The organism is Neisseria benedictiae, from assembly GCF_958267435.1.
Lineage (GTDB): Bacteria > Pseudomonadota > Gammaproteobacteria > Burkholderiales > Neisseriaceae > Neisseria > Neisseria bergeri.
On the sequence record NZ_CATQFV010000051.1, the window covers coordinates 1 to 11790 of the forward strand.

The 11790-nt window shown below is 46.9% G+C and carries 12 protein-coding genes and 2 pseudogenes; 6 read left to right on the forward strand and 8 right to left on the reverse strand.

Features of this window, described 5'->3' with window-relative positions:
• The coding region (locus Q3O12_RS05050) for an OST-HTH/LOTUS domain-containing protein (protein ID WP_301669620.1) at positions 1–339 on the forward strand (339 nt) is incomplete at its 5' end.
• A 339-nt stretch (positions 340–678) separates the two neighbouring features.
• Here Q3O12_RS05050 and Q3O12_RS05060 read toward each other — a convergent pair.
• A pseudogene (locus Q3O12_RS05060) lies at positions 679–837 on the reverse strand (IS1595 family transposase); the annotation flags it as partial.
• A 36-nt stretch (positions 838–873) separates the two neighbouring features.
• On the opposite strand from Q3O12_RS05060, the pseudogene Q3O12_RS10765 reads away from it, so the two are divergent.
• The 3 genes and pseudogenes from Q3O12_RS10765 to Q3O12_RS05070 all read left to right on the forward strand — a co-directional run.
• Positions 874–1140: pseudogene (locus Q3O12_RS10765) on the forward strand (Fic family protein); the annotation flags it as partial.
• A gap of 80 nt (positions 1141–1220) precedes the next feature.
• Entirely contained in the window at positions 1221–1691 is a 471-nt protein-coding gene (locus Q3O12_RS05065; RefSeq protein WP_308447784.1) for a hypothetical protein, read from the forward strand.
• A 286-nt stretch (positions 1692–1977) separates the two neighbouring features.
• Positions 1978–2457 (forward strand): type III toxin-antitoxin system ToxN/AbiQ family toxin, encoded by a 480-nt coding sequence (locus tag Q3O12_RS05070; protein ID WP_301667480.1) that lies wholly within the window; start codon positions 1978–1980, stop codon positions 2455–2457.
• A 205-nt stretch (positions 2458–2662) separates the two neighbouring features.
• Here Q3O12_RS05070 and Q3O12_RS05075 read toward each other — a convergent pair whose 3' ends face one another.
• The 4 genes from Q3O12_RS05075 to Q3O12_RS05090 form a co-directional block, all read right to left on the reverse strand.
• Entirely contained in the window at positions 2663–5878 is a 3216-nt protein-coding gene (locus tag Q3O12_RS05075; protein ID WP_301669622.1) for a S8 family serine peptidase, read from the reverse strand.
• 217 nt (positions 5879–6095) lie between these two features.
• Complete coding sequence (locus Q3O12_RS05080) at positions 6096–6743, reverse strand: SEN1982 family lipoprotein (protein WP_025458203.1); 648 nt, start codon at positions 6741–6743, stop codon at positions 6096–6098.
• Positions 6744–6850: 107 nt separating this feature from the next.
• Positions 6851–7156: a TM2 domain-containing protein gene (locus Q3O12_RS05085; RefSeq protein ID WP_025458202.1), complete on the reverse strand. Its 306-nt coding sequence runs from the start codon at positions 7154–7156 to the stop codon at positions 6851–6853.
• Positions 7157–7205: 49 nt separating this feature from the next.
• Complete coding sequence (locus Q3O12_RS05090; RefSeq protein ID WP_153063918.1) at positions 7206–7514, reverse strand: hypothetical protein; 309 nt, start codon at positions 7512–7514, stop codon at positions 7206–7208.
• Positions 7515–7692: 178 nt separating this feature from the next.
• On the opposite strand from Q3O12_RS05090, the gene Q3O12_RS05095 reads away from it, so the two are divergent.
• The gene (locus tag Q3O12_RS05095; protein ID WP_211709802.1) at positions 7693–7968 is read left to right on the forward strand and encodes a helix-turn-helix domain-containing protein; all 276 of its coding nucleotides are present in this window, start codon (positions 7693–7695) and stop codon (positions 7966–7968) included.
• A 7-nt stretch (positions 7969–7975) separates the two neighbouring features.
• Here the strand turns inward: Q3O12_RS05095 and Q3O12_RS05100 are convergent, their stop codons facing one another.
• Positions 7976–9130 carry an AAA family ATPase gene (locus Q3O12_RS05100; protein ID WP_301667484.1) on the reverse strand — a complete coding sequence of 385 codons (1155 nt, stop codon included), beginning with the start codon at positions 9128–9130 and terminating at the stop codon, positions 7976–7978.
• A 209-nt stretch (positions 9131–9339) separates the two neighbouring features.
• Here Q3O12_RS05100 and Q3O12_RS05105 point away from each other — a divergent pair, with 209 nt between their 5' ends.
• Entirely contained in the window at positions 9340–10752 is a 1413-nt protein-coding gene (locus Q3O12_RS05105) for a hypothetical protein (RefSeq protein WP_196429087.1), read from the forward strand.
• A 23-nt stretch (positions 10753–10775) separates the two neighbouring features.
• Here the strand turns inward: Q3O12_RS05105 and Q3O12_RS05110 are convergent, their stop codons facing one another.
• Complete coding sequence (locus Q3O12_RS05110) at positions 10776–11171, reverse strand: DUF4143 domain-containing protein (protein ID WP_502572654.1); 396 nt, start codon at positions 11169–11171, stop codon at positions 10776–10778.
• A 14-nt stretch (positions 11172–11185) separates the two neighbouring features.
• Positions 11186–11614, reverse strand: coding sequence for a helix-turn-helix domain-containing protein (locus tag Q3O12_RS05115; protein WP_301667485.1), 429 nt, complete (start codon positions 11612–11614; stop codon positions 11186–11188).
• Between the last annotated feature and the right edge of the window lie 176 nt (positions 11615–11790).

Sequence of the window (11790 nt, forward strand, 5' to 3'; positions counted from 1 at the left end):
GCTGCATGTAGCAAATTTTTATTTTTAGATGCAAGTTTTGATAAAAGTAGTGGGACAAATGCTCAACCAGCTCAAATTCGGAAGAGAACTGCTAATGAACTTAAATGTGATACCACATTAATGAATTTATTAAGAGAAGCCATTGCCAATAGTTGTGATGAAGACGGTTGGGCATTATTGAGTAATGTTGGGAAGATTATCAATAACCAATCATCTTTTGATAGTAAAAATTATGGTTATACGAAGTTGGGAGATTTAGTGAGTGTAATTGATATTTTTGAATCTAGGTTGTCAGGAAATCGTTCACAAATGTATATCCGAAATAAAAGAGCAAAGTAAAAAATGAAAGTTATTTAAATAATGGCTTGTGATTGAGGTTTGTGCATAATTTTTGGGGCTGTACTAGATAACTAGACCAAATTCCCATTAACTAATTGTCTTCAAATCTGAATTTTAGATTCTATTTCACTGTTGTTAAACCGCTATTCACATTCCTTTAAATACCGTCCAAAATGCTCTTTGGGAATGCTATTGGGTCATAGACCTTACAACAGAAAAAAAGGTCGGAAAGTAGATAGACTGCTTTTTAAATTCAAACGGCCAAGCAAGTAAAGACTTGGCCGACAAATGGGACAAATTCCGATTGTTTTAAATTGCCAGTCAAATACTGGAAAACTTGCGTAAATGGCTAAATTCACTGACATCAAGTACATCATAACTACGAAAGGTATCCGTATACACAATGCCATCAGACTTAACTTTCTCTCGGATAATCGGCAATAATGTTGCTGATTGCGCATTAAGGACAACGACGGTATAAACCTTGCCATTTCGTTCGAATGGGGTTTTTAACCGTTATCTAGTACAGTCCCTAATAATTTGGCCTACCTGCAATTTTTCAAGGATTGCAACAAACGCACCGCCAGAAACTGTATGGCTCTCTCCTTGATGAGGGAGAAAATTTTTCCATGCGTACTGGATTCGGACAGTTATCGGGATTATTCATCCGCCGTTATCTCCTACTATGAGACAGGGGAATATACGCAGTTTTAAGAATATTTTATTCATGCTTACGAAAATACGGTGAAAAAATACGCACCCAAATCCGATCCGGAAATCATACGGGATTTTTCCGTTTGAATTTACGCACGCCAAAAGGTGTGATATTGCACGAAAAACACGAAAAAACGACACGTTAAAGATATTTTAGGAGACTTGTCATGCTATATATTCCACCTACGACACCCGATAGATATGTCAGCAGCATTGTTGCCTTGGATATCATCAGCCCGGACGGAACCGGCGATTGGCACAGCGCCGGTTCATTACACGATAATGCTTTCCCGGAAGATATCTATATCTATGGGGAAGGGCAAAAGAAAAATACCAACGATCTGCTTGGCCGAGACGGTATTATTGACGGCACGGCAAGGCTGAATAGAATGGGTTATTTCCCAGAAAATGCGCCGGTGTGGCTTGCCGACCATCCGCGCGCCTGTGTTGATCTCCTGTACACCACTGTGTCACAAGACGGTATTCTTGGAACAGTAATGTTGGATGAGTGGTTTCCCGCACCGGAAGACAAACAGGCAGTGTACCGGCTACTGGATAAGATGGAACCGCATTTGTCTTCATCGGAAAAGGAAAATTTGACCTTATGGAAAAAAAAGAACCCCCTACTGCAATCCTGACCGAGAGAACTCTATCAGCCGTAATAAACCGTGGGAACACTTCGGCATTTCCCGCGCTACTTGGTATAGACGTGGAAAACCTATGCCGTCCAAAACAAAAAAAATAAAGATATATCAAATTAACTTAACGCCAATTAACAAAATTTTTGGTACAATCAAATCAAGAAACAAATTGGTGTCAGCTACCGTAAGTGCTACATAATTGGTGTCAGCTACCGTAAGTGCTACATAATTTATAAAAAGGATACTAAAATATTTAGTGTCCTTTTTTTATGGGAATTTTAAGATGAAATTATACAGGATAAATGATAACTACCTGAATTATTTAAGAAATTTTGATTCTCGCGTCCCGCAAATAAAGACTGGCAACGTTCGTCCATTCGTTGGTGTTATTTTATCAATTAATGGCATATCCTACTTCGCACCACTTTCCTCGCAAAAGAAAAATAATCGCCCAGACTTTAAAGTCTCTCAAGGAGGAAAACAAATAGCTACCGTTAGAACAGCATTTATGCTGCCAATACCAGAATGCGCAATAACTGAGATTGATTTTGCATCAGAGCGAAGCAAAGACCCTAAATACACATCTCTACTCATAAACGAAATTAACTTCATTAAACAAGAAGAGAATAAAGCCAAACTTTTAGGCATAGCTTTAAAAACATACGAATATGCCATTACCAAGAGATTTGGATATGATAGATTTTGTATTGATTTCCTAAAATTAGAAGAGGCAATGCGTTCATATCCCAATCATACAAGCTAGCTTCCCAAGCTTCCCGAAATATTCGGGTGCTCCGCATTGAGCAATCTCAACTCAGGTGCTCGTCCAACATCCGCCGCAGCTCTGCCAGTTTTTGGCGCGCTGCGGCGTTTTCTGTGCGTTTTAGGGCTTCGGGTAGGGTTATTGCACGGAAATACGTCAGCTTGAAGAAAAACGCCACGTTTCAAACATGGCGTTTTTTTGACGGTCAGAACCGATATCCGACACCGGCTTTCAGGCTGTTGCTTTTGTATCGGCTGCTGCCTGTGTGCTCGTAATTGCCGAAGGCGCTCCAACCTCTGCCCAATTCCGCGCGGATACCGAGACCGGCATTCCAACGGGTTTGCGGCATATCCCATGCACCGGTTTTGCCACGAGCCTGATTCGCACCTTTGAACATACCCGTCAGGGCGTAATCGCGTTTTTTGAAGTCATGTTCGACACCTGCAAAACCGAAGAGGGCGGTTTTGTCGTTCAGCGGTTGTGTCAGGCGGACGTTGAGCAGTCCGACGGGGGTGGTTTCGGAGAGTTTCTCGGCTTTCCATGCCAGCGCACCGCCTTTTTCTTCAAACGCCTTTTGTCTGAGTATATCCAAACGGGCACCTATTTCGGTCTCCAGCAGGCCGCTGCCGAAAACGGGGAAGCGGAAACCGGATAATAGGGCTGCCTGTGTCAGCGAACCTTCTGCTTCACCTTCGGCGCGGATATCGACACCGTTCAGGCGGGCGGTTTTGTTCTTGTAGCCGCTGTAACCCAACAGGGCTTTGACAAAAGTCATGTTGTCCAGATTGTGACGGACACCGGCATTCAGGCCGAAGCTGTTGACGGCTGCGCTACCACGAGTGTTCTCGTCCCATTTGGTTTGACCGGCGTCAAACGCGGCGGCAAGTGTGGTTTGTTCACCCGCCTGGTATTTGACACCCACGGTTTGGCGGAAGTCGGTCAGACCGCCGGACGCCGCCCCGTGTTTCCAGTCGCCGGTGTCGCGTTTGGTTTCGGCAAAGACATCTGTTTCGCCGGTTTTAAGCGGTCGGTCAAGTTTGTCGGCTGTCGATTTCAGGCGGCGGCTTTGAGTCTCCGCAAAGACATTGGTGCTGTTGGCGTGAATCCCGGCGGCCAACTGTTCCAACATGGTTGCGGTTCCGTCCGTGCGTTCGCTTTGGGCGCGGATGAGCAACCTGCCTGTCTGCGCGTAAGAACCGGTTGCCAATTCTTTGTCGCTCAGTTTGTCGGCTTCCTCCATCAGGTTTTCGAGGTTGCGTCCGCCCTGTACGACATTATGGGCGAGTACGGGATCGAGGCGTTCTTTAACCGTCATGGCAACGGTATTGACATTGTTGCGGCGCAGACTGTAGTACAGGTCTTTGCCTGTGGCGGTGCCGACATTGTCGCGGGAGACCATCTCGCCGTCGGCATAGACGCGCTGAACCTGTCCGTCTTTTGCAGTAATGCCGCCCTCTGAACGCAGGAAGGTAATCAGGCGTTCGTTCGGACGGGCGTAGTATTTGCTTACGCCGCCCAGCCAGATACCGCCGGTGTCGCCAAACTCGGTTTTGCCGGTCACATTGAGGACATCGCCCAACTGGACAAACAGATTGCCGTTTTGAGTAAAGGTCAGATTGCCGTCGATGGTGCTGTTGTTGCCGCCAAAGAGGAAGCCGTTGACATCAACCTGTACATTGCCTTTCACTCTGGCATTATCGTTCAAATGGAACTTGCTTCCGCTATATACGTCCGAAGTAATGCTTTTGTTGACGGAGAGCATGCCGCCCATTACATTGGTCACGCCCGTGTAGGTGTTTTCACCGTCAAGGATGAGGCGGCCGTCGCCGGTTTTGTTCAATCCGCCATTGCCGCTGATGTCGTTTTCAAAGAAAGACACGGTGTCCTCGCCTGTCACATTCGCATCAAACATACCGAAGGCGAACTGCGCGGGTCCTTTGACTGCTTTTCCGGCATTGAGCAATCCCCAGCCGTACACGCTGTCCACGCCTTTGGCGCCTATGTCCTGCGCGGTAGTCAGGATGGTGGTACGCAGGTTGTCGTTGGACATCCACGGATAGCGGCCCAACACCAGCGCCGCCGTTCCGCTGACAAGGGGGGCGGACAACGACGTTCCACGGGCTTCCAAATCGAGAAGCGGTTTGTCGTTCGAGCCTCGGATAATCATATTTTTGTCCCGGGCGTCCACGTATTGACGGCCTTTAAACAAAACACCGGCTTGATAGGGTGCGGACAGGCACCATTGCGCCATCAGGCCGCAGCGGTTCGAATTTTGGGCAATCGTACCGTCGTTTTCCACCCCGGCGGCTACGATGAGGCCTTTTTGCGCTTTCGGATAGGCGTATGGCAGATAGCCGTAGTAGCTGCCATGAGTCAGCCCATCGTTTCCTGCCCCAAAGACAAACAGCACGCCGTCTTTGCGGATATATTCGTCCATCTTGCGAAAGCGCGGTGAATTGGCATTCGTATTAAACTGGGCAACGTGCCCGGCATCATTCATATCCGATACACCATAGCTGTTATTGATGATTTTCGCGCCTTTACTGATGGCATACTGCCAGCCTTCAGTAATGCTATCTTCATCGAATTTGCCCCGCACGTCATAGCCGACCAGTTTGGCTTCCGGCGCTACGCCGCCCGTGCCGTAGCCGGGTACGGCGCGTCCGGCAAGCAGATAGCTGACTTCATCCATATGGTTCAACGTGCCCGAGTGGGGCGCGCCGTGCTGAAAAGTCGGGTCGTCGAAATCACGGAACACACCTTTGAGTTCCGCGCTGTCATCCCGATCAAACGGGCGGACTCTGACGGTGAGATACGCCGGATCGATATTCATGTCTTCCGTACCGTCGGATACTATGCCGGGACAGGCTAGTCTGTCTCGTTCCGAGATTCCGTCCAGGTGGCCGCTGCACCCGCGGCTGATGCGGGTCGTGCTGCCGAACAGTTCGGCATAATCGGATATATCGTCATCGACCACACCGACAACCGCGCCTTTGCCTTTGTAGCCGAGATCGTGTGCGGTTTTCAGGTTAATCGCGTTTTTGTACCGGGTCAGGTCGTTAAAATCCAGATGCGGATTAGCTTCGGGATATCCGTTTAAAACAGGGGGGAGTTCACCTGCAACAGGATTGATGTTCAAATTCGGTGCCGGTGCATTTTCCGTACTGTCCGGTTTGAGATGGTCTGCCACGCAGAGGGCGTAGCCTTTGCAGTTGTTGCCGAAGCCCGGCTTGTCCGGTTCGGGGGTGTCTGGGGTATCGGCACTGCCGGTATTGGAAACACCGGGCGCGGTAGGTGTACTGTTCCAGTCGGGAGAACTTCCGCCTCCGCCGCCACCACCGCCTCCGCAGGCGGTCAGGAATATCGTTGCACAGACAGCTGCGACGGTTTTTAATTTAGTATTCAAAATCAGCTTGTTCATTATTAGCAACTCCGTATTTCTTGGTTTGTTGCATTGCATAAAGGCTACACATATTGGAAAACGTCGTATTGTTTACACTTTTCCGCCATTATCAAAAACACAGAGATTTTTTCGTGCTGATTGATATCCTTGATAATATCAAATATCTGCTGAATCGACTGTTCAAGAAAAAGCTGAAAGTGTAAACAATACTGTTGATTTCTAAAACTTTTCTGCATCAATACATGTATAAGCTCGGTTCTGGTAGAATACTTGTTTTCATACCAGCAGTATCGCTATTATCTTCCATAACCCAACCATTATCGGTTAGATAAACAGTAGCATAATGCGGTTCCATTACCCTAGATGACATAGCTTTTTGAACTTTTTGATTATTTAACCACGGAGCTTGATCAACGAGCGTCGCAGTGTAGGCAACCTCTGAATACGTGCGTTTGCCATCGTTGACTGGCTCGCTGAATGATTCAACCTTGATGGTGTATCTACCTGTACAAAAAGCTGGAAATCTATTGTCGAGGACATTGCGCAAAAATGGTTTCCCCATTTCACTTACCTTAAAGGTATGTCCATCATTAGATTCCGGGTCAATCAAACCAGCATCAGTTAAAGTGTCAATACGTTCTTGGGTAACATCATCAGAAGAAGCGTCGCTAATAGAAATCTTTTGGCTGTCCTCATCAAAAATAATACCTAGTCGCATGCTTCCATTTGTATTGATGCTTAAACACATTCCTGCGCTGTGGTTTGCCCTACCTTCATCAAAGCCTTTCTGGATAGCTTCCTGAAAATTGCTATTATTAGCATCCTTTTTAGAGCAAGCGACTAATGATACAGTCAACATGGCAATACAAACTAATTTTTTCATCCTTGCTTCCCTTTTCGAAGAAAAAGTGAGTTAAAAGAAATAGTAACCGGTGTTTAGACTACCTGATGATTTTCAGGCAGCCTAAACGTTGGATTAAGGGTTAAGGATTAAAACCAAGCCTTTTTGCCCTGTACATACACACGCTCAAACTCTTCATCGCTACACATCAGGTATTTGATGCCGTCAATCAGGCTTAACACGCTGATCACGAGTATTGGGATTAACAAAAAAGATCCCAGTATGCTGACCAGTAGATAGATCAAACCTACCTTATTGATACCCAAATAAAACTTATGTGCGCCCAAGCAACCCAAAAATATGGCCAACAAGGCCGCCACCAAGCGTTTGCTGATGCCATTACCGGCACTAGATGTATTTGTGATGGAGGCATTGTTTTGGTTTTCAGTCGTCATGACCATGCTCCTTATGGGAAAGTTAAAAAGAAAAAACAGATGGCAGTGTTTAATGTGCTGTCCAGCCTGAATCGGTGCGAACCAGCACAATGGTAGTCGAACCGGTATAGGCAGGTACTTTCATCCCGTTGATTTCATATTCGCCGACTTCGTAGCTGATCGGGCACTCAAAGCGCTTCCCTTCTGTATCGTCCTTCACACAGCTTCCCGCTTTGCTGACAGACAGGTTGCTTTGTATCTTTTCCAACATTTCGCCCGCCATCGGATTTCCCGTCGAATAATGATTCATCTGTGCCAAGGTTTCCGCCAGCACTCCTTTAATGTCGCTATTGCTCGGCTCGCCACCGCATGCGGTCAACAAGCTCACTAAAGGTAATAGGTATATTGACTTCTTCATCAAATGTTCTCCTGTAAAAAATCACACAGTTATCAGATAGCCTGAAGGGTAGGCTCAAGTTCAAAGATATAGGTTAACAACCTGCAATATCCTATTATCCCAAATTGGGGAATATTAAGCAATACACTATGATTTTCCTATGAAAAGAATGCGTCCCTCCCTTTATTCCCCCGAAATGGCATGGCTGCGGCAAACCTTAGTCGGCCGCCGTTTGGAGCTGAATTTAACCCAAAAAATGTTGGCAGAACGCATGGGGGTCATTTTGTCGTTTATCGGGAAGGTTGAAACGGGTGAGCGGCGCTTAGACATTACCGAGTTTGTGAGATACTGCCAAGCACTGGAGCTGAACCCCAGCCTTGTACTGGAAGAGTTCTGTGCCAAACTGGAAAAGCAACACCCGCCTATGATGATGTAGCACCTCCTTAATGTAGCAGCCCGGTAATGGATACGCATTCATCCTCTGTCTGTGACACATTGCCATATAGCAACGGCAGATGATGTAACTTAATTTCGGCATATTGACTATTCGCCAAGAACGCCCGAGCCAGAGCCAGGCCCAGCCTTTTTTTGGCATCACGTGGCGACTCCTTTGCCAAAGCACGAACCACTTCGTCATTCAATTTAGCCGGGGTGCAATGTTCCATCCGGTATTCGGCACGGTAGGAGGCATAAAAACCATCAATCATCCGGTGCATTTGTTCCGTTGTCGGCAACGCGATGTGATAAACGGTTGCCCGAGACAGGATACTGGCCGGAATGCGGTTCAAACTGTTTGCCGCCGCGATCCAGTTGATATAAGCAGTATTAATCGGCAGTTCTAGGAAATCATCGTGAAATTTTCGGGCAGTTTCCGATTCCCACAGCGAGTGCAGTACATTTAAAGGGGAAGGATAGCGCTCGTCTTTCACAGCTTTTTCGATTTCATCAATAAAAAATAGGAAATTGGCGGTATCGCTATCCGACATTCTCTGCACCACCGCACCTGGTGCGCCGTTGATCCATTTGCTGCTTGTCCCGCTTAAGGCCGCACCGGTGGTCACGTTTTCAAACGATTTCTCGAAGAGGGGCAAACCCAAAACCACAGCCAACTCGCTAACAAAATGACTTTTACCCGTTCCCGGATTGCCAACCAATATCATCGGCTGGCAGACCAAGGCTTGCCCTATCCTTCCCTGCAGCACGACTTGTGCCTGCACATCCAGAATCACTTCTTTGAAATTTGGCATTTTCTGTGCCAACGAATTCAATTTTTCCAGCACATACTCAATATTCTTAAATAAAACCAACTTCTTGGGATTCATCAATTTTTGCAACATGACTTTATGGGTATAGCCCTCTTTTTGTTGGCCACATCGCGTGATCAACTGCCGCAGAGACGGTTGTTGCTCCTCATCCACCAAGCAGATTGTTGGAAAGGTATCAGCTGGCTGATCTTCGATTCCTCGGCGGTTGCTCCGACTAGAACCATCAGAACCATGATGATTCAATGTATTTGATTCAACTGGTGCAAACATTGCCTGTGTTTCTTCATGGGTGGCTACAATGGCATCAACCCGGATATCGTTAGAGAAGGCCATGGCGGCTCCTTGAATAATCTGTCAATAAGTTTATCTAAGAATTACCTAAAGAGAAAATATCAAAAATGCTTTAGTTTGTCAATTAATGCTTTTCAAGTTTAATTTATGAGTGTTATTGGCGGGATTCTACAAATCCTACTAGATGATTTTGTTTAGTACAGATACTTACAGTAGAATCAGTTCTGTTATCCGTAGATGACTCTTAGAAAATGATTGAACAAAAAGAATCAGAGAAAGAATCAGTTGTATTTGACTCAGCGCATTTGGCAGCTTGGTCTGCCCGAAAGATGCGCAAGGCAGCGAAGGCCGAGAAGGCGGCTGCCACCATGACGGAAGAGTGGAGTGAGCAGATCCTGTTAAACGAGATCCCGAGGGTCTGCCTGCAGAAGGCGGCCGATCTGCTTAGCGTATACAATCCAGATGGCTTGGTCATCACTATGAACGACTGCGTTACCTGGGCCGTGGAGGCTGCCATCGCCAAAACGGCTGAACAGTACCAATTTTATGACAACACATTTAATTTTATAGATGCCCCCATCATTAACGGCTGGAACAGTTTCCGTTTTACCTGCCGTTTTCCCAATGGAAACTTGAAGCAGGACGTGGGGGCGGCATTAACCTGCTGGCGGCGCATGAGCGGCTACAATGTCAGTTCCAGTGTGTTTATCAATTTTGCGATTGTGTTATTTTTGCAGCATGCCGGCTTCGTGTTCTACGATCTTGATGGACAGGAAATAGCAGACGCTTTCAAGATCCTGGCAGCACCAGAATCACAGCTGGGTAAGATCGAATTACGTTTGGGCAACAGGCCGCAAGTTGTTTTCACCCAGCCTGCATACGGGGGTCGTTTTTTCCCCGCCGTGTTTTATCCGGTCGGGCTACCTGAAAATACAGCTTCAGAAACTGAAGAATGGGAAGATTTGGCCTTACGGCTGCCCCTAACCTTGTACCGCGTGGTAAACATGTGGGCAAGTGCCTACCAACTGGAAGCAACCGAACGACTACGGCAATACGATCCCGCTGCGGGCATAGCCGTGCAAACTGATGGCCGGGCTTGGGATTATTCGTTTGAAGAAGCCGTCCGCATGGCTATAGACATCTATATTCGGCTGGAAGAATACGCGCAGGCGAAACAAAAACCGGTTTGGGGCGAAACGTGGCAGACGGTGTTACCCGGATCCGGTTTGCCTGAAGAACTGGCTCCCAAAACCACCGCACACCCCGAAAAAAACATCGAGTATGTGCGAGTCATTCCGCGAGTTGCCAAAGCCAAGCTGGCAAAATGGCGGCAATATTCTGGTTCGGACAATAATAAAGCGATGATGGCCTTGACCACCCTGTTGCAGCTGTATGGGCTGTATGTCAGTAATACCGCAGATGATGACCTACCACCTTTGCAGGTAATGAGTTTATGGCAATATTTCCGCATGGCCAAAGGGCATGAGCTGTACGTTCTGCGCGAACGGGATCTGTTACACCTGCGAGATGACCGCATGACCAACCCGATACGTATTTTGGACGAACTGTTTTACCACTACGACCAAGATTATTTCATCGGCTCAACAACAGAAAATGAGGAAATTTCCGCCGAGGGTGTCGTAAAAAGAAAGATAAAGCGTTAGCTCGAAAATAGTTTCAGGCAGCCTCAAACATAGGCTGCAGGCACGGCAACCAAATTCTCCGCCAACCAGATTTTTTGCGGATACTGGTTGATAATCGTACCGTGGGCGATGCCCAATTCGTTTGCCGGCAGCGTGTTGCGCAGCAGGTTGAAAGCGGCGGCCATTTTTTTATTGGGATTGGCGGTGGCTTTGATTTCAACGGGATACAGCATCTGCCGATGTTCGATCAGTAGGTCGATTTCTTTTTGATTGGTGTCGCGGTAAAAATAAATCGGCGGTTCTTGGCCTTGGTTGTGGAAGGATTTGATGATTTTGCCCACGACAAAATTTTCAAAAAACTGCCCGCTCTTGGATCCGTTTTGAATGGTTACTGGTGTCAGCCATTTGGTCAGGTAGGCCATCAGGCCGGTGTTCAACATATAGACTTTCGGGGTTAAGCCAATTCCGCAAGCAGTTCTTCCTTGGTTTTCAGATAGTCGGATTTTTTCGTTTGCGGCGGATGCTGTTTTTTCACGGGCTTTCTTCCTTTGGGTTTGGGCTTTAAACCGTTAATACCATTCAAACGGTAGAGGCGCAACCATTGCAGCAAGATGGAGCAGTCGGGCAGATTCAGTTGGTCTGCGGCAGCTTTTTGGGACATTCCCTGCCCCATCACCGGGCGGATTGCCTCAAGTTTGTATTCGACCGAATATTTTGTCGTATGCTTTTTGATGCCGCTCTCTCCGTGTAATCTGTATCTTGTCACCCATCTGCGTACCAATGAATCAGAAATAGAAAAATGGTTTGCTGTTCTTGTGCTACCGTTTCCTGCCAAATAGTATTGGACGACGGCAAGTCGGAATTCATCTGAATATTTTGCCATAAAAAACTGCACCTCCTAAAGTCGGTAAGATGTCCAACTTTTGGGGTGCAGTTCAGAAGCGGTCTTTTTTTGCCTGCCGGTTTTGAATCATCCTCTGTGTATATTCCCTTGACGAAAAAAATGATGAAATTACGGATACTAAAACTAAGGTCGTATCCCCCCTACTCTCCCTAAGC